Origin of the sequence: Pseudomonas grimontii (assembly GCF_007858185.1) — a bacterium.
Classification (GTDB): Bacteria; Pseudomonadota; Gammaproteobacteria; order Pseudomonadales; family Pseudomonadaceae; genus Aquipseudomonas; species Aquipseudomonas grimontii.
Map to the genome: position 1 here is coordinate 199,534 of NZ_VFES01000004.1, position 18,792 is coordinate 218,325.

At 61.3% G+C, this 18,792-nt stretch carries 15 protein-coding genes; 1 reads left to right on the forward strand and 14 read right to left on the reverse strand.

The genetic code is table 11. The annotated features are described in order from the left end of the window. Positions 1–16 precede the first annotated feature (16 nt). Entirely contained in the window at positions 17–1,348 is a 1,332-nt protein-coding gene (gene tssK / locus FIV39_RS09325; RefSeq protein WP_090402801.1) for a type VI secretion system baseplate subunit TssK, read from the forward strand. Between the two features lie 72 nt (positions 1,349–1,420). Here the strand turns inward: tssK and nuoN are convergent, their stop codons facing one another. The 14 genes from nuoN to aceA all read right to left on the reverse strand — a co-directional run bounded on the left by nuoN (position 1,421) and on the right by aceA (position 18,356). Continuing rightward, positions 1,421–2,884 (reverse strand): NADH-quinone oxidoreductase subunit NuoN, encoded by a 1,464-nt coding sequence (nuoN, locus tag FIV39_RS09330; RefSeq protein ID WP_003174731.1) that lies wholly within the window; start codon positions 2,882–2,884, stop codon positions 1,421–1,423. Between the two features lie 7 nt (positions 2,885–2,891). Then, positions 2,892–4,424, reverse strand: a complete 1,533-nt coding sequence (nuoM, locus tag FIV39_RS09335; protein WP_090402804.1) for an NADH-quinone oxidoreductase subunit M — start codon at positions 4,422–4,424, stop codon at positions 2,892–2,894. A 55-nt stretch (positions 4,425–4,479) separates the two neighbouring features. Further along, complete coding sequence (gene nuoL, locus FIV39_RS09340; RefSeq protein WP_090402806.1) at positions 4,480–6,333, reverse strand: NADH-quinone oxidoreductase subunit L; 1,854 nt, start codon at positions 6,331–6,333, stop codon at positions 4,480–4,482. Further along, positions 6,330–6,638 (reverse strand): NADH-quinone oxidoreductase subunit NuoK, encoded by a 309-nt coding sequence (gene nuoK / locus FIV39_RS09345; protein ID WP_003174727.1) that lies wholly within the window; start codon positions 6,636–6,638, stop codon positions 6,330–6,332. The genes nuoL and nuoK overlap by 4 nt, the downstream gene beginning before the upstream one ends. Positions 6,639–6,640: 2 nt before the next feature. Continuing rightward, a complete protein-coding gene (gene nuoJ, locus FIV39_RS09350) occupies positions 6,641–7,144 on the reverse strand; it encodes an NADH-quinone oxidoreductase subunit J (RefSeq protein WP_003174726.1) in 504 nt (167 codons plus the stop codon). Between the two features lie 9 nt (positions 7,145–7,153). Then, positions 7,154–7,702 (reverse strand): NADH-quinone oxidoreductase subunit NuoI, encoded by a 549-nt coding sequence (nuoI, locus tag FIV39_RS09355; protein WP_003174725.1) that lies wholly within the window; start codon positions 7,700–7,702, stop codon positions 7,154–7,156. Between the two features lie 11 nt (positions 7,703–7,713). Further along, positions 7,714–8,721 carry an NADH-quinone oxidoreductase subunit NuoH gene (gene nuoH, locus FIV39_RS09360; RefSeq protein WP_057721782.1) on the reverse strand — a complete coding sequence of 336 codons (1,008 nt, stop codon included), beginning with the start codon at positions 8,719–8,721 and terminating at the stop codon, positions 7,714–7,716. After that, positions 8,718–11,432 carry an NADH-quinone oxidoreductase subunit NuoG gene (gene nuoG, locus FIV39_RS09365; protein ID WP_090402808.1) on the reverse strand — a complete coding sequence of 905 codons (2,715 nt, stop codon included), beginning with the start codon at positions 11,430–11,432 and terminating at the stop codon, positions 8,718–8,720. The genes nuoH and nuoG overlap by 4 nt, the downstream gene beginning before the upstream one ends. A 134-nt stretch (positions 11,433–11,566) precedes the next feature. Next, the gene (gene nuoF, locus FIV39_RS09370) at positions 11,567–12,922 is read right to left on the reverse strand and encodes an NADH-quinone oxidoreductase subunit NuoF (protein WP_090402811.1); all 1,356 of its coding nucleotides are present in this window, start codon (positions 12,920–12,922) and stop codon (positions 11,567–11,569) included. Continuing rightward, positions 12,919–13,416 carry an NADH-quinone oxidoreductase subunit NuoE gene (nuoE, locus tag FIV39_RS09375; protein ID WP_090402813.1) on the reverse strand — a complete coding sequence of 166 codons (498 nt, stop codon included), beginning with the start codon at positions 13,414–13,416 and terminating at the stop codon, positions 12,919–12,921. The genes nuoF and nuoE overlap by 4 nt, the downstream gene beginning before the upstream one ends. 2 nt (positions 13,417–13,418) lie before the next feature. Continuing rightward, the gene (nuoC, locus tag FIV39_RS09380) at positions 13,419–15,203 is read right to left on the reverse strand and encodes an NADH-quinone oxidoreductase subunit C/D (protein ID WP_090402815.1); all 1,785 of its coding nucleotides are present in this window, start codon (positions 15,201–15,203) and stop codon (positions 13,419–13,421) included. 72 nt (positions 15,204–15,275) lie between these two features. Next, a complete protein-coding gene (locus tag FIV39_RS09385) occupies positions 15,276–15,950 on the reverse strand; it encodes a NuoB/complex I 20 kDa subunit family protein (RefSeq protein ID WP_003174719.1) in 675 nt (224 codons plus the stop codon). A 10-nt stretch (positions 15,951–15,960) separates the two neighbouring features. Then, positions 15,961–16,374 carry an NADH-quinone oxidoreductase subunit A gene (locus FIV39_RS09390; protein WP_003219575.1) on the reverse strand — a complete coding sequence of 138 codons (414 nt, stop codon included), beginning with the start codon at positions 16,372–16,374 and terminating at the stop codon, positions 15,961–15,963. A 656-nt stretch (positions 16,375–17,030) separates the two neighbouring features. Beyond that, positions 17,031–18,356: an isocitrate lyase gene (gene aceA / locus FIV39_RS09395; protein WP_003219577.1), complete on the reverse strand. Its 1,326-nt coding sequence runs from the start codon at positions 18,354–18,356 to the stop codon at positions 17,031–17,033. Positions 18,357–18,792 lie beyond the last annotated feature (436 nt).

The window sequence follows — 18,792 nt, forward strand, 5'->3', positions numbered from 1 at the left end:
CACAAGTGGGAATCTTATGGCTTGGAATAACAAAGTAATCTGGTCTGAAGGCATGCTGTTACAACCCCAGCATCTGCAACAACACGACCGTTTTCTGCAGGCCCAACTGGAAGCACGGGTCAGTCGATTGCGCGCTTATGCGTGGGGCTTTTCCACACTTGAAATTGACCGGCAGCAACTGGCCTTGGGCAAACTGGCCTTGCTGTCCTGTGACGGTGTATTCCCGGACGGCACGCCCATGGGCCTGCCGTTTACCGATGAGATGCCGCTGCCCCTGGACATCCCTGCAGACGCCCGTGACTTGAATGTGGTGCTGGCTCTGCCCAGCTGGCGTCCCGGCAGGGTGGAAGTGGACGATGATCCCGGTTGGGAAAATTTCGCCCGCCATCGCAGCGTTGAATACGAAGTGTGGGACAGCAACGGCCTCGACACCAGTGCGCTGATGAGCATCGGTAAACTGCGATTGCGCCTGGCATTTGCAGGTGATGTGGCCGACGCCCATACCACCCTGGGCATCGCTCGAGTGGTGGAGAAACGCGCGGATAACAGTGTGCTGCTTGACCGCGATTACTGCCCGCCGTGCCTGGATATTCGCGCCGCCGAGCCTCTGGGAAGGTGCGTTGATGAGCTGTTGGGGCTGTTGCAGCAACGGGTCGATGCCCTGGCCATGCGCCTGATTGGCGCCGATGGCAGTGGGGAGAAGCACATCGCCGATTTCCTGTTGCTACAGGTCCTTAATCGCAGCGTGCCGTTGGTGCGCCACTTGTCGCTTATGACTGGCCTGCACCCCGAGCAGCTATACCGCGACCTCGCAAGCCTGGCCGGGGAGTTGGCAACGTTTACCGGCGCCGATAAACGCGCGGCAACGTACCCGGTCTATCGTCATACCGCGCTTGCTGAAACCTTTGCCCCAGTGATGGACGACCTGCGCCGTACGCTGTCGATCATCATGGATGTGCGTGCCATTGCCATCCCATTGGAAGAACGTCAGTTCGGGATACGCGTGGCGGCATTACCGGACAAGGCGCTGCTGAGTTCGGCCACCTTCATCCTGGCGGTGCAGGCGCAGGTGCCTGCCGAAAGCCTGCGCGACAGCTTTCCACGTCGGGTCAAGATCGGCTCGGTGGAGAAGATCCGTGACCTGGTCAACCTGCAGCTGCCGGGGATCGGTTTGCTCGCGCTGACGGCCGCACCACGGCAATTGCCGTTCCACGCAGGCGTCACTTATTTCGAACTGGATCGCGCCAGCGAGTATTGGCAGTTGCTCAGCCAGTCGGCCGGCTTTGCCCTGCATGTGCCGGGGGCATTCCCGGGGTTGGTCATACAGTTCTGGGCTATTCGCGACTGACGGTGGGGGCTGCTCTGGAAATGCAAAACGGCGCCCGAAGGCGCCGTTTTGTTTACCGCATCGACTAAGCGATCAAACGCCCAGCACCGCGTGCTGCACCAGGGTGAGCAACGGTTGTGGGTACACGCCCAGGAAGAAGGCGAGCAGGGCGATGGCCAGCAGCATCACGCCACCGGCTTTCTGTTCCCAGTGCAGCTCGGCATCCACACGGCGCAGGTTTGGCTCGATCAGGTACAGGGTGACCATCACGCGCAGGTAGTAGAACACCCCGATGGCACTGCCCAGCACCAGGGACGCAACCAGCCACCACTCGTGGGCTTCGACACCGGTAGCGACGATGTAGAACTTGCCGATGAAGCCTGCGGTGAGCGGGATACCAGCCAGGGACAGCATCATCACGGTGAGTACGGCGGTCAGGTACGGACGGCGCCAGAACAGGCCGCGATACTCGTACAGGGCGTCGGCGTCACGGCCTTTGTAAGGCGAGGACATCAAGGTGATCACGCCGAACGCGCCGAGGCTGGTGATCACGTAGGTGACCAGGTACACGCCGATGGCTTCCACGGCCAGGCCTTTGCTCGCCACCAGGGCGATCAGCAGGTAGCCGAAGTGAGCGATGGACGAGTAACCCAGCAGACGCTTGAGGTTGTTCTGGGTCAGCGCCAGCAGGTTACCGAACAGGATCGACGCGATGGCGATCACGGTCAGCACGTTGCTCAGCACGCCGGTGTTGGCGGCAGGCGAGATCTGGAACAGACGCACCATCACCGCAAACACCGCAACCTTGGACGCGGTCGCCAGGAACGCCGCCACCGGCGCCGGGGCGCCTTCGTACACGTCCGGGGTCCACAGGTGGAACGGCACCAGCGACAGCTTGAACGCCAGGCCGATCAGCATCATCGCCAGGCCCAGCTGGGCAATCGGCGCGGGGCTGTTGGTGGCGGCCAGGGCGTGGCCGATACCGGTGAAGCTCAGGCTGCCGGCTTCGGCATAGAGCAGGGCCATGCCGAACAACAGGAACGCGGAACCGGCGGCCGACAGCACCATGTACTTGATGCCGGCTTCCAGGGAGCGCTTGTTGAAGAAGGCATAGGCCACCAGGCCGTAGGTCGGGATCGACAGCAGTTCCAGGCCGATGAACAAGCCGGCCAGGTGCTGCGCGCTGACCAGCACGATACCGCCGGCCGCAGCCAGCAGGATCAGCAGGTACAGCTCTTCGCGGTTGCCTGGGTAGCCGGTGCCGCCTTCGCCGAGGTAGGCGTGGGCGAGGGTGACGCAGGCGAGGGTGGCGACGAGGATCAGCGCGATATACAGCAGCGCAAAGTCATCGACCATCATCAGCGGGGTCACCGCCAGTGGCGCGACCTTGAGTGCCGGGATAATCGACAGCAAGGCCAGGTTCAGACCGGCGCAGGACAGCAGGAACGTTTGTGAGTGATTGCGGCGCCAGGCGATCGCCAGCATCACCACCACGATGGTGAGGCTGGTGATCAGCAGCGGCGCAAGCGCGATAAAGTGTTGGATCGTGAATTCCATAGCGCTCTTACCGGGCCGAAGCGAGTTGAGAGAAGGCGGTGCCGAACCACTGCTGCACGCCATGCATCGTCGCGGCAGAAGTGTCCAGGAACGGTTGCGGGTACACGCCGATGTAGATCAGCAATACCGCAAGGCCGAGCACCATGATCAGTTCACGAGCATCCATCCCTTTCAGGACGGCGTCGGACTTGGCCGGGCCGAAGTAGGCGCGGTGGATCATGATCAGCGAGTAGACCGAACCGAATACCAGGCCGGACGTAGCAATGGCGCTGATCCACGGCGTTTGCACGAAGGTACCCATCAGGATCAGGAACTCGCCGATGAAGTTACCGGTACCCGGCAAGCCCAGGGAAGCGGCGGCGAAGAACAGGCTGATCGCCGGCAGGTACGCGATGCGCGACCACACGCCGCCCATCTCACGCATGTCACGGGTGTGCAGGCGCTCGTACAACTGGCCACTCAGGATAAAGAGTGCGGCGGCCGAGACACCGTGGGCCAACATCTGGATCACTGCGCCTTGCAACGCCAGCTGGCTGCCGGAGTAGATGCCGATCAGTACGAAGCCCATGTGGGAAACGGACGAGAAAGCGATCAGGCGTTTGATGTCGGTTTGCGCGAACGCCAGGAAGGCACCGTAGAAGATCCCGATCAGACCGAGGGTCATGGCAATCGGCGCGAACTCGGCCGAGGCGTTCGGGAACAGCGGCAGGGCGAAACGCAGCAGGCCGTAGGCCGCCGTCTTCAGCAGGATACCGGCCAGGTCCACCGAACCGGCGGTCGGCGCCTGGGCGTGCGCGTCAGGCAGCCAGGAGTGGAACGGCACCACCGGCAGCTTCACCGCGAAGGCGATGAAGAAGCCCAGCATCAGGATGTACTCGGTGGTCAGGGACATCTTGGTTTTCAACAGGTCGGCGTAGTTGAAGGTAATCACGCCCGTGCTGTTGAAGTTGACCAGTACCAGGCCCAGGATCGCCACCAACATGATCAGGCCGGAAGCCTGGGTGAAGATGAAGAACTTGGTCGCCGCGTAGATCCGGGTTTTCTTGCCGTCCGAAGAACTGTGACCCCAGAGCGCGATGAGGAAGTACATCGGCACCAGCATCATTTCCCAGAAGAAGAAGAACATGAACAGGTCGAGGGCGAGGAACACGCCGACAACGCCGCCCAGGATCCACATCAGGTTCAGGTGGAAGAAGCCCACGTGACGCTGGATCTCTTTCCAGGAGCAGAGTACCGAGAGGATACCCAGCAGGCCGGTCAGCAGGATCATCAACAGCGACAGGCCATCGAGGGCCAGGTGCACGTTGATGCCGAAGCGCTGGATCCACACGTGCTTGAATTCAAGCGCGAACGTCGGATCGACACCCGGTGCCGGAGCAAATGAATAGTCGCCATGGGCCCACAGCCAGAGGCCGAGCGCGAGTTCCAGGGACATGGTCAGCAACGCAATCCAGCGGGGGAGGGTGGCGCCGAAGCGTTCACCCATCCAGCAGAGCAGGCCGCCGATAAAGGGGATCAGGATTAGCCAGGGCAGAATCATGACGGGCTCGTTTCCTTTCGCAAGTTCGCAAAGTACGCAGTGCACTTAAACATAGTCAGACCGCTACCACGACGATGGCGCCGATCACCAGCACGGCACCAGCAGCCATGGAAGCTGCATACCAACGCAATTGACCAGTCTCGGTACGGCTCAGGGCAGTGTGACCGCCTTTGGCAGCGCGCGGGATCAAACCGATGGTCTGGTCGAGCGGGTCTTTACGCAGTACATGACTGATGGCCAGGTATGGCTTGACGAACAGTTTGTCGTAGATCCAGTCGAAGCCCCAGGCAGCGAACCACCAGGCCGAGAGGAAACGGCCAACGCCACTGTTGGCCACGGCGGTCACGAAGCGACGCTTGCCGAGGAACAGCATGGCCGCCAGCAGGATACCGGCGATGGCAATGGCGCCCGAGGCGATTTCCAGGCTGTGCTTGGCGGCGCCGCCGGCATGGCCGGCGCTTTCCGGCAGTACACCGGCCAGTGGCGGGGTGATCAGGGCGCCGATGAAGGTCGACAGGATGATCAGCACCGACAGGGGCAACCAGTGGGAAATGCCATGGCCTGCGTGGGCTTCGGTCTTGGCTTCACCGTGGAAGGTGATGAAGATCAGGCGGAAGGTGTACAGCGAGGTCATGAACGCACCCACCAGGCCTGCGTACAGCAGGTTCTGGTTACCGCTGGCAAAGGCTTCCCAGAGGATTTCGTCTTTGGAGTAGAAACCGGCGGTCACCAACGGCAAGGCGGCCAGGGCGGCACCACCGACGATGAAGCTGGCGTAGGCCAGTGGCAGTTTCTTCCACAGGCCACCCATCTTGAAGATGTTCTGCTCGTGGTGGCAGGCAACGATCACCGCGCCGGAGGCCAGGAACAGCAGGGCCTTGAAGAACGCGTGGGTCATCAGGTGGAAGATCGCCGCGTCCCAGGCGCCGACGCCCAGGGCCAGGAACATATAGCCGATCTGGCTCATGGTCGAGTAAGCAAGGATACGCTTGATGTCGGTCTGCACCAGCGCGGCGAAGCCGGCCAGTACCAGGGTCACGCCGCCGACCACGCCCACCAGGTGCAGGATGTCCGGCGCCAGGGTGAACAGGCCGTGGGTACGGGCGATCAGGTAGACACCGGCGGTGACCATGGTGGCGGCGTGGATCAGTGCCGACACCGGGGTAGGACCGGCCATCGCATCCGCCAGCCAGGTTTGCAGCGGCAGTTGCGCGGACTTACCCACGGCGCCGCCCAGCAGCATCAGGGTCGCCAGGGTGATCCAGAAGTCGCCGACCTGGAATTTCTGCGGTGCCAGCACCAGCAGTTCCTGGATGTTCAGCGTGCCCACCTGTTGGAACAGGATGAACAGGCCGATGGCCATGAACACGTCGCCGATCCGGGTGACGATAAACGCCTTGAGTGCCGCGTTACCGTTGTTGCGGTTGCTGTAGTAGAAACCGATCAACAGGTACGAGCACAGGCCCACGCCTTCCCAACCGAAGTACAGGAACAACAGGTTATCGCCGAGCACCAGGAACAGCATGCTGGCGATAAACAGGTTGGTGTACGAGAAGAAGCGCGAGTAGCCCGCTTCACCGCGCATGTACCAGGACGCGAACAGGTGGATCAGGAAGCCCACGCCCACCACCACACCGAGCATGGTGATCGACAGGCCGTCGACGTAGAGGGCGAAGTTAGGCTTGAAGCCTTCCACCGACATCCACTGCCACAGCACCAGGGTGTAGTGACCACCTTCCGGCGGCGCCACGTTGAATTGCCAGATGACGTAGGCGGCGACAATGGCCGACAGGCCAATGGAGCCCACACCGATCAGGGCAGAAAGGTTTTCCGACCAGCGTCCGCGAGAGAACGACAGCAGCAGGAAACCGATCAGGGGAAATACGAAAGTCAGAAAGATCATGTTCATCCGCGCATCTCACTGGCAGCGTCGATATCAAGCGTGTGGAAGCGACGATACAGTTGCAGCAGGATCGCCAGGCCGATACTGGCCTCGGCGGCTGCCAGGCTGATCACCAGGATGAACATGACTTGTCCATCCGGCTGGCCCCAACGTGCACCCGCAACGATGAACGCCAGTGCCGCAGCGTTCATCATGATTTCCAGGCTCATCAACACGAACAGAATGTTACGGCGAACCATCAGGCCGACCAGGCCAAGGCAGAACAGGATGCCGGCGACCGCCAGACCATGCTCCAAAGGGATAGCAGGCATCGTCATTGCTCCTTGGCTTCGTTGCGGCCCAAGTGGAAGGCGGTGATGGCTGCGGCGAGCAGCAGCATCGAAGCCAGTTCGACCACCAGCAGGTACGGACCGAACAGGCTGATGCCCACGGCTTTCGCGTCCACGGTGGTGTGGCCGATGGCCTGGCCGCTCTGGTGAGCGAACAGCACATACAGCAGTTCACCCAGCAGCAGCGCTGCGAGGACAACCGGGCCGAGCCAGATGCCGGGCTTGAGCCAGACGCGTTCCTGGGCGACCGAGGCCGGCCCGAGGTTGAGCATCATCACCACAAACACGAACAGCACCATGATGGCGCCGGCGTAGGCGATCACTTCGAGCACACCGGCGAACGGCGCGCCGAGGCTGAAGAAGGTCATGGCCACGGCGATCAGCGAAATGATCAGGTAGAGCAGGGCGTGCACGGGGTTGGTGTTGGTGATCACGCGAAGCGTGGACACCACTGCAATACCCGATGCGAAATAGAAAGCGAATTCCATCTTTCTTCCTTAAGGCAGCAAGCTCTTCACGTTGATCGGCTCGGCTTCGTTTTGTGCGGCGCCTTTCGGCTTACCGGCAACGGCCATACCTGCAACACGATAGAAGTTGTAATCAGGGTTTTTACCGGGACCAGAGATCAGCAGATCTTCTTTCTCGTACACCAGGTCCTGACGTTTGAACTCGGCCATCTCGAAATCCGGTGTGAGCTGGATCGCGGTGGTCGGGCAAGCTTCCTCGCAGAGGCCGCAGAAAATGCAGCGCGAGAAGTTGATGCGGAAGAAGTCCGGGTACCAGCGACCGTCTTCGGTTTCAGCTTTCTGCAGGGAGATGCAACCCACCGGGCACGCCACGGCGCACAGGTTGCAGGCTACGCAACGCTCTTCGCCATCGGGGTCGCGGGTCAGCACGATGCGGCCGCGATAGCGCGGCGGCAGGTACACCGCTTCTTCCGGGTATTGCAGGGTGTCGCGTTTGCGGAAGCCATGGCCGAAAACCATCACCAGGCTTCGCAACTGGGTACCGGTACCCTTAACGATGTCGCCAATATATTTGAACATGGGTCAAATCCTCACTGAACCGCGCCCGCTGGCGTGTTCAACAACACAACGGCAGCAGTCACCAGCAAATTGATCAGGGTCAGCGGCAGGCAGAAACGCCAGCTGAAATCCATCACCTGGTCATACCGTGGACGCGGAATGGAAGCGCGCAGCAGGATAAACAGCATGATGAAGAACGCGGTCTTCAGGAAGAACCAGAAGAACGCCAGCTGCGGCAGGATGCCGAATGGACCGTGCCAGCCGCCGAAGAACAGCGTGACCAGCAGGGCCGAGATCAAGATGATGCCGATGTACTCACCGACGAAGAACATGCCCCATTTCATGCCGGCGTATTCAATGTGGTAACCGTCGGCCAGTTCCTGTTCCGCTTCCGGCTGGTCGAACGGGTGACGGTGAGTCACGGCGACGCCGGCGATGAAGAAGGTACAGAAGCCGAAGAACTGCGGAATGATGAACCACAGGTTCTGCGCCTGGTACTCGACGATGTCGCGCATGTTGAACGAGCCGACCTGCACCACGATGCCCATCAGCGCGAGGCCCATGAACACTTCGTAGGACACGGTCTGGGCCGAGGCCCGCAAGCTGCCCAGCAGGGCGAACTTGTTGTTGCTCGACCAACCGGCGAACAGCACCGCATAGACCGACAAACCGGCCATGGCGAAGAAGAACAGCAAGCCGATGTTCAGGTCCGCCACGCCCCAGGTCGGGGTGATCGGGATGACCGCGAAGGCGATCAGCAAGGCGCTCATGGCCACGACGGGTGCCAGGGTGAAGATCACCTTGTCGGCAAACGGCGGGGTCCAGTCTTCCTTGAAGAACATCTTCAGCATGTCGGCAGCGATCTGGAACATACCGAACGGGCCAACGCGGTTCGGACCGTAACGGTCCTGCCACCAGCCCAGCAGGCGACGTTCGACGAAGCTGAGCAGGGCGCCCGCGACGACCACGGCCAACAGGATCACGATGGCCTTGACGACCGAGATGATCACGTCGATCACTTCAGGGGTGAACCAGGTCATTGCGCTGCCTCCTGCAGACCGTCAACGGTTTTGCCAAAGATCGCAGGTGGGATACCGGCGAGGCCTTTAGGCAGTGCAACCAGGCCGGCACCCAACGCTTCGTTGATGCGCAGCGGCAGACGCAGGGTCTGGCCGCCCACGCTCACGCTGAGCAGGGCACCGTCGTTGACGCCCAGGCGGTCGGCTTCGGACTTGGCCAAGGACACGTAGGCTTCGGGAATGCGCTCTTGTACCGGTGCGGCCTTGGAAGAGGTCTCTTCGCTGCCGAACAGGTGGAAGAGCGGCACAACCTGCCAGGTGCCCTGGGCCGGGTTGAACGGACGCGGGACCGCCGCGAACCAGTTCAGCGAGTCGCCCTGGGTTTCGATCAGGCGGGTGCCCGGGTCGCCAGCGCGGATATGCCCACCGACTTCGTCCTGGAACTTGTTCCAGGCCTGTGGCGAGTTCCAGCCCGGCGACCAGGCAAACGGCACCTGCTGACGGGGCTCGACCGAACCCGAGTAACCTTCCATGGAGAAGGCGAACGCGGTGTCGTTGTCTTGTGGAGTGCGCGGTTCGTGCACGCTGATGTCGGCGCGCATGGCGGTACGACCGGAGTAACGCAGCGGCTCACGGGCGAGTTTCATGCCCTTGATGCGGAACGCGGCGGACGGTGCGGCGTCGACGATACGCGCCAGCTGCGGCGCGCTCGCGGCGGCGGCGGCGGTCACGTGGTCCAGCTGGGTCCAGTCGATCGGCTGGTTCAGCAAGGTGGCGCGCAGGGCATGCAGCCAGCGCCAGCCTTCGTGAACCAGGATGCTGGCGTCCATGTACTTCGGATCGAACACCTGGAAGAAGCGCTGGGCACGGCCTTCCTGGCTGACCAGGGTACCGTCGCCTTCGGCGAAGGTGGCGGCTGGCAGTACCAGGTGGGCGCGATCGCTGGTGGCGGTCTTCTGGTGGTCGGCGACGATCAGGACCTTGGCGGCGTTCAGCGCAGCGTCAACCTTGGCGGCGTCGGTGCGGGTGTACAGGTCGTTTTCCAGCACCACGATCGCATCGGCGGTGCCGTCGATAACGGTTTGCAGGGCGGCGTCCAGGGACTCGCCACCGAGCATGGCCAGGCCGAGGCTGTTGGCTTCCGGCACGACCAGGCTGATGGAACCGTTCTTGTCGCGCAGCTTCAAGGCCTTGGCGATGTTGGCGGCGGCTTCGATCAATGCCTTGGAACCCAGCGAGGTACCGGCAATGATCAATGGACGCTTGGCTGCCAGCAGGGCGTCGGCAATGCGTTGGGCCAGTTCGACGGCTTCAGTGTCCAGGCCTTCGACCGCCGGTGCGCTGGCGTCGAGGGCGTGGGCCACGGCGAAACCGATGCGCGCCAGGTCATCCGGCGCAGCGTGCACGCATTCTTCGGCGATGTCGTCGAGCTTGGTTTCCGCCAGGCTGGCGATAAACAGCGGGTTCAGCGCGTGCTGGCCGATGTTTTTCACCGCGGCGTCGAGCCAAGGCTGTACGCGCATGGCGTCGGCCATGTCTTCGGCCTTGCCTTTGACCGATTGACGCAGGGACAACGCGATACGCGCGGCGGTCTGGGTCAGGTCTTCACCGAGCACGAAGATGGCGTCGTGGTCTTCGATGTCGCGCATGTTCGGCACCGGCAGCGGGCTGTCGTTCAGCACTTGCAGGACCAGGCGGATGCGCTCCAGCTCACCGGCTTCGATACCGCAGTAGAAGTGCTCGGCACCCACCAGTTCGCGCAACGCGTAGTTGCTTTCGAGGCTGGCGCGGGGCGAACCGATACCGACGATGTTACGGCCGCGCAGCAGGTCGGCGGCTTTATCCAGCGCTGCGTCGAGGCTCAGCTTGGCGCCATCGGCCAGCAGCGGCTGGCGTGGGCGGTCTTCGCGGTTGACGTAGCCATAGCCGAAACGGCCACGGTCGCACAGGAAGTACTGGTTGACCGAACCGTTGAAGCGGTTTTCGATGCGACGCAGTTCGCCGTAGCGCTCGCCCGGGGAGATGTTGCAACCGCTCGAGCAGCCATGGCAGATGCTCGGCGAGAACTGCATGTCCCACTTACGGTTGTAGCGCTCGGAGTGAGTTTTGTCGGTGAACACACCGGTCGGGCAGACCTCGGTGAGGTTGCCGGAGAACTCGCTTTCGAGCACACCGTCTTCAACGCGACCGAAGTACACGTTGTCGTGGGCGCCGAATACGCCGAGGTCGGTGCCGCCGGCGTAGTCTTTATAGAAGCGTACGCAGCGGTAGCAGGCGATGCAGCGGTTCATTTCGTGGGAAATGAACGGGCCCAGCTGCTGGTTCTGGTGGGTACGCTTGGTGAAGCGATAACGGCGCTCGTTGTGGCCGGTCATCACCGTCATGTCTTGCAGGTGGCAGTGACCGCCTTCCTCACAGACCGGGCAGTCGTGGGGGTGGTTGGTCATCAGCCATTCGACAACGCTGGCGCGGAACGCCTTGGATTCATCATCGTCGATGGAGATCCAGGTGTTGTCGGTGGCTGGCGTCATGCAGGACATGACGATACGACCACGGGTGTCGTTTTCGTCGGTGTACTGCTTGACCGCACACTGGCGACAGGCACCGACGCTACCAAGCGCGGGGTGCCAGCAGAAATAAGGGATGTCGAGGCCTAGTGACAGACACGCCTGTAACAGGTTGTCCGCCCCATCGACTTCGAGCGCTTTGCCGTCTACGTGGATAGTGGCCATGGTTCAAAGTTCTTCGTTGGCCCGTTGTCAGCGGGCGTGGCTAATGGAATCTTGTTGTTCATGGGCATCAACACAGCCTTTACGGCGTCAGCCCATGAGAAAGCGAAGGGTACGGACCCTTCGCTTTTTAAGCGTTACGCGCCGACTACGATCGGCCTTGCCAGAGGCGGGACGGCGGCGCTGACAGGCGCGATGCCGGCTTCGAACTCCGAGCGGAAGTATTTGATTGCGCTGCCCAATGGCTCCACGGCGCCCGGTGCGTGAGCACAGAAGGTCTTGCCTGGGCCGAGGAAACCGACCAGCCCCAGCAGGGTCTCGATGTCACCCTCGCGGCCTTCGCCGTTTTCCAGGGCCATCAGCAGCTTGACGCTCCACGGCAAGCCGTCGCGGCATGGGGTGCAGAAGCCGCACGATTCACGGGCAAAGAACTGCTCCATGTTGCGCAGCAGCGAGACCATGTTCACGGTGTTGTCCACCGCCATCGCCAGGCCGGTACCCATCCGGGTGCCCACCTTGCCGATGCCGCCGGCATACATCTGTGCGTCGAGGTGCTCGGGGAGCAGGAAGCCGGTGCCGGCGCCGCCTGGCTGCCAGGCCTTGAGGGTGTAGCCGTCGCGCATGCCGCCGGCGTAGTCCTCGAACAGCTCGCGTGCGGTCACGCCGAACGGCAGTTCCCACAGGCCAGGGTTCTTGACCTTGCCGGAGAAGCCCATGAGCTTGGTGCCCATGTCTTCGCTGCCTTCGCGGGCCAACGATTTGTACCAGTCCACGCCGTCGGCGATGATCGCCGGCACGTTGCACAGGGTCTCGACGTTGTTCACGCAGGTCGGCTTGCCCCACACGCCCACGGCGGCAGGGAAGGGCGGCTTGGAGCGCGGGTTGGCGCGGCGGCCTTCGAGGGAGTTGATCAGTGCGGTTTCTTCACCGCAGATGTAACGCCCGGCGCCGGTGTGCACGAACAGTTCGAAGTCAAAACCCGAACCGAGGATGTTCTTGCCCAACAGGCCTGCTGCCTTGGCTTCTTGCACGGCACGGTTGAGGTGCTTGGCGGCGGTGGTGTACTCGCCGCGCAGGAAGATGTAGCCACGGTAGGTTTTCAGCGCGCGGGCGCTGATCAGCATGCCTTCGATCAGCAGATGGGGCAGTTGCTCCATCAGCATGCGGTCTTTCCAGGTGTTGGGCTCCATTTCATCCGCGTTGCACAGCAGGTAGCGGATGTTGATGGATTCGTCTTTGGGCATCAGGCCCCACTTCACGCCCGTGGGGAAGCCTGCGCCGCCGCGCCCCTTGAGGCCGGCGTCCTTCACGGTCTGGACGATGTCGTCCTGGGCCATGTCGGCAAAGGCTTTGCGCGCGGCCGCGTAACCGTTCTTGGCCTGGTACTCGTCAAGCCAGACCGGCTCGCCGTCGTCACGCAGGCGCCAGGTCAGCGGGTGGGTTTCGGCCGAACGCTTGATCAGGTTGGCCGGGCCGAAGGAAGTCAGGGTCATGGGTAGCCCTCGAGCAATTGGGTCACGCCAGCTGGCTGCACGTCACCGAATGTGTCGTCGTCGATCATCAACGCCGGCGCTTTGTCGCAGTTGCCCAGGCAGCACACCGGCAGCAGCGTGAAGCGGCCGTCCGGGGTGGTTTGGCCAAGGCCGATGCCCAGCGTGCTCTGGATCTCGCTGACCACCGACTCGTGGCCACCGATGTAGCAAACCATGCTGTCGCACACGCGAATGATGTGGCGGCCGACCGGCTGGCGGAAGATCTGGCTGTAGAACGTGGCCACGCCTTCAACGTCGCTGGCGGGGATGCCGAGGATCTCGCCGATGGCGTAGAGGGCGCCGTCTGGCACCCAGCCACGTTCCTTCTGGACGATCTTCAAGGCTTCGATCGACGCCGCGCGCGGGTCTTCGTAGTGATGCAGCTCGTGCTCGATGGCCGAGCGCTCGGTTTCACTCAGGGTGAAACGGTCTGTCTGGATAAGCTTGCTGTTCATGCTTAGCGGTCCACGTCGGCCATAACGAAATCGATACTACCCAGGTACGCAATCAAGTCCGCGACCATCTCACCTTTGATCACCGAAGGGATCTGCTGCAAGTGGGCGAAGCTTGGGGTACGAATCCGGGTGCGGTAGCTCATGGTGCCGCCATCGCTCGTCAGGTAATAACTGTTGATACCCTTGGTCGCTTCGATCATCTGGAAGGATTCGTTGGCCGGCATCACCGGGCCCCACGAAACCTGCAGGAAGTGCGTGATCAGGGTTTCGATGTGCTGCAGCGTGCGCTCTTTCGGCGGCGGCGTCGTCAGCGGGTGATCCGCCTTGTACGGGCCGGCCGGCATGTTGCGCATGCACTGCTCGATGATCTTCAGGCTCTGGCGCATTTCTTCGACGCGCACGATGCAACGGTCGTAGGCATCGCCATTGGCCGCCAGCGGCACTTCGAACTCGAAGTTCTCGTAGCCGGAATAGGGGCGCGCTTTACGCAGGTCGAAGTCGCAACCGGTCGAACGCAAGCCTGCACCGGTGACGCCCCATTCCAGGGCCTCTTTGGTGTTGTAGGCGGCAACGCCGATGGTCCGACCCTTGAGGATGCTGTTGTCCAGGGCGGCTTTCTGGTACTCGTCCAGACGCTTGGGCATCCAGTCGATGAATTCCTTGACCAGGCGTTCCCAGCCATTCGGCAGGTCGTGGGCGACGCCGCCGATGCGGTACCAGGCCGGGTGCAGGCGGAAACCGGTGATGGCTTCGATGACCTTGTAGGCGCGCTGACGGTCGGTGAAGGTGAAGAACACCGGGGTCATGGCGCCGACGTCCTGGATATAGGTACCCAAGAACAGCAGGTGGCTGGTGATCCGGAAGAACTCGGCCATCATGATGCGGATGGTGTCGACGCGGTCCGGGACCTTGATGCCGGCCAGCTTCTCGACCGAGAGCACGTACGGCAGGTTGTTCATCACGCCGCCGAGGTAATCGATACGGTCGGTATAGGGGATGAAGCTGTGCCACGACTGACGCTCGGCCATCTTCTCGGCACCACGGTGGTGGTAGCCGATGTCCGGCACGCAGTCGACGATTTCTTCGCCGTCCAGTTGCAGGATGATGCGGAAGGCACCGTGGGCCGAAGGGTGGTTCGGGCCCAGGTTGAGGAACATGTAGTCCTCGTTGGTGCCGGAACGCTTCATGCCCCAGTCTTCCGGACGGAAGCGCGCGGCCTCTTCTTCAAGCTGCTGCTTGGCGAGGTTGAGGCTGAACGGGTCGAACTCGGTGGCGCGGGCAGGGAAGTCCTTGCGCAGCGGGTGACCTTCCCAGGTCGGCGGCATCATGATGCGCGTCAGGTGCGGGTGGCCCGGGAAGTCGATACCGAACATGTCCCAGACTTCGCGTTCGTACCAACTGGCATTCGGCCAGATACCGGTCACGGTCGGGATGCTCAGGTCGCTTTCGGACAGCGCGACCTTGATCATCACGTCGCTGTTACGTTCCAGCGACATCAGGTGATAGAACACGGTGAAATCGGCGCCGCTCGGCAGCCCCTGGCGCTTGGTACGCAGACGCTCGTCCACGCCATGCAGGTCATAGAGCATGACGTACGGCTTGGGCAGGTTGCGCAGGAAGGTCAGGACTTCGACGAGCTTGGCGCGCGCCACCCACAGCACTGGCATACCGGTGCGTGTGGCCTGGGCGGTGAAGGCGTCAGGGCCAAAACGGTTGTTGAGTTCGACGACCACATCCTGGTCGTCTGCCTTATAAGGCGGGATGTACAGAGCACTGCCTGTAGTCATGGTTTTTTATCGCTTTCGGTCAACGTAAAGAATGAAGCCAGGTTTTCGTTCTATAAAAGAAGCGGTGCTGGATCAGACTTCGTCGGGGCTGCGCAGGTTGGTGACTGCGATTCGCTGTTCGCGGCGCTGTTCCTTTTGCGACGGCATCTCGGCGCGGTACACGCCTTGATCACCGACGACCCAGGAAAGCGGGCGACGCTCCTTGCCAATCGATTCCTGCAACAGCATCAAGCCTTGCAGGAATGCTTCGGGGCGGGGCGGGCAGCCAGGCACGTAGACGTCCACGGGCAGGAACTTGTCCACCCCCTGAACCACGGAGTAGATGTCGTACATGCCACCGGAGTTGGCGCACGAACCCATGGAGATAACCCACTTCGGTTCGAGCATTTGCTCGTAGAGACGCTGAATGATCGGCGCCATCTTGATAAAGCAGGTACCGGCGATAACCATGAAATCCGCCTGGCGCGGTGAGGCCCGGATAACTTCGGCGCCAAAGCGCGCGATGTCGTGGGGCGCCGTGAAGGCGGTGGTCATTTCCACGTAGCAACACGAAAGACCGAAGTTGTACGGCCACAGGGAGTTCTTACGTCCCCAGTTGACCGCGCCACTCAGCACGTCTTCCAGCTTGCCCATGTAGATGTTTTTGTGGACTTGGTCTTCTAACGGGTCGGAAACGGTTTCCCGTTCGCCGATGGGGTACTGCTCGTTAGGAGCATCCGGGTCGATCCTGGTGAGATTGTATTGCATCGCCAAAGCCTCATTGTTTCAGCTTCGCTTGCCGCTTACGACGAGCTTCCGGAGCCCAGTCAAGGGCGCCCACTCGAAATAGGTAGACAAGGCCTGCCAACAGAATTGCTATGAAAACGAGGGCTTCGACGAATCCGGTCCAGCCGCTTTCGCGGACGGACACAGACCAGGCAAAGAGAAAGAGGGCTTCGATGTCGAAGATCACGAAGAGCATCGCGACCAGATAGAATTTGGCTGAGAGCCGCAAGCGGGCGCCACCTGTAGGCAGCATGCCGGATTCGAACGGTTCATTCTTGCTGCGGCCCCAGGCTTTTGACCCGAGGAGGCTGGAAACACCGAGCATGAAGGCGCAAAGGCCGACAACACCGAGGAGGAAAATGGCAAAGCCCCAGTTGTGGGCCATGAGTCCTGTCGCTTCGGTCATGCTGGAAATCCTTAACAGAGAGCAAAGGTCTCTGAGCTCGAAAAAGTAACGATGCAGTGACGATATGTCGCACTGCAATCAATCGCGGTGATTTTATGGCTAAACACCGGGCAAGTAAAATTCCTATAGCGAAATTATTCGATGGAATAAGCACATAGTGCACCTTCTTGGGGCTGTAGCCCTTGCGGGGCGGGCATTAGCGGGCATTTGATCAATTATGTTTTGTTTAATCTGCAACGAAGTTTTCATGTTCCAAATGATAATGAATATTGTTTGCGTGGGGTTTAAGCGATTGTTTCTCATGCCGCGGGGTAAGTTGCCGTTACTTGCTTGATTAGCGCTAGTTGCCGGAGCGGATCTTTTAACCGATTTATCTGCAGCGAATACCGCTCTGGATCAAGGTTTTGTACAAAATCTTCAGGTTGCATGGGTTGCCCTTGTAGGAGGGGGCTTGCTCCCGATTGCTGAGTGTCAGTCAATAACGCTGTTGCTGGTCCACCGCTATCGGGGGCAAGCCCCCTCCCACATTTGGACTCTCATTGGCCCGGGGCAGATATCTCAGGCAAAAAAACGCCCCGAACCAGTCGGGGCGTCAGATCGTGCGGCACTGCGGTTAGCTCTTTAACGGGTCCGCAGTGGCCGTGTGCTCACATCGATCAGTGGAACTGCTCTTCTTCGGTCGAACCGGTCAGCGCGGTCACGGACGAGGTGCCGCCCTGGATCACGGTGGTCATGTCGTCGAAGTAGCCGGTGCCCACTTCCTGCTGGTGAGCCACGAAGGTGTAGCCCTTGGCGGCGTCAGCGAATTCCTGTTCCTGCAGCTTCACGTAGGCGGTCATGTCGTTGCGGGCGTAGTCGTGCGCCAGGTTGAACATGCTGTGCCACATGTTGTGAATGCCGGCCAGGGTGATGAACTGGTGCTTGTAGCCCATGGCGGACAGTTCGCGCTGGAACTTGGCGATGGTCGCGTCGTCCAGGTTCTTCTTCCAGTTGAAAGAAGGCGAGCAGTTGTAGGACAGCAGTTGGTCCGGGTATTCCTTCTTGATCGCTTCGGCAAAGCGGCGGGCTTCGTCCAGGTCCGGCTTGGCGGTTTCGCACCAGATCAGGTCGGCGTACGGCGCGTAGGCCAGGCCGCGGGCGATGGCCTGGTCGAGACCGGCGCGCACTTTGTAGAAACCTTCCTGGGTGCGTTCGCCGGTCACGAACGGCTGGTCGTACGGGTCGCAGTCCGAGGTCAGCAGGTCCGCAGCGTTGGCGTCGGTACGGGCCAGGATGATGGTCGGCGTGCCGGCAACGTCAGCCGCCAGGCGCGCAGCAGTCAGCTTCTGTACGGCTTCCTGGGTCGGTACCAATACCTTGCCGCCCATGTGGCCGCATTTTTTCACCGAAGCCAGTTGGTCTTCGAAGTGCACGCCGGCAGCGCCAGCTTCAATCATGCTCTTCATCAGCTCGTAGGCGTTCAGTACACCGCCGAAACCGGCTTCGGCGTCAGCCACGATTGGCGCGAAGTAGTCGATGTAGCCTTCGTCGCCCGGGCCTTTGCCGGCTTTCCACTGGATCTGGTCGGCACGACGGAACGAGTTGTTGATGCGCTTGACCACGGTCGGCACGGAGTCCACCGGGTACAGCGATTGGTCGGGGTACATGGATTCAGCGGAGTTGTTGTCCGCTGCCACTTGCCAGCCGGACAGGTAGATCGCCTGGATACCGGCTTTCACCTGTTGGACCGCCTGGCCGCCAGTGAGGGCGCCCATGCAGTTGACGAAATCTTTCTCGGGGCGGAAGGACGGCTTGGCACCTTGGGTGACCAGCTTCCACAGCTTCTCGGCGCCGAGTTTTGCAAAGGTGTGCTCAGGTTGAACCGAGCCACGCAGGCGGACGACGTCAGCAGCGGAATAAGCGCGGGTTACGCCTTTCCAGCGTGGGTTTTCAGCCCAGTCTTTCTCGAGGGCTGCAATTTGCTGTTCGCGTGTCAGTGCCATGGGGGAAAACCTCGTCGCATAGGTCTAGGTGGAAAATTCCATTTGCCAGCCACGTAGTGAATGCGTGGTTGTGGCCGCTCGCTGACCAGAAGCTTAGGTGTTCAAGTCAAGTTCGGCGGGGTAGGCGACGGGATGAACGATGGCTCAAGGGCGGGAGTTGAGCAGGTAAGGGCGAACTGCGAACGGTCTTCGGGCATCGTGGGCCTTTGTACGATCCATCAGTGTGTAGCCGGGTTACCTGGTTAGCTTCCGTCCCTCGGGACAACTTCGTTCCAGTCGCAACCTCGTCAAACACACCTTGTGGGCGGTACAGACACGAATCGGCTCGGGTGGGTAGCTTTGAGCGTCGATTCGAAGGCCCTTGCCAGGGCCCCTGATTAGCGGGAGCGAGGCCATCATGCCCATGCTTTTTTGGATCGTCAAATGTTTTGTAGTG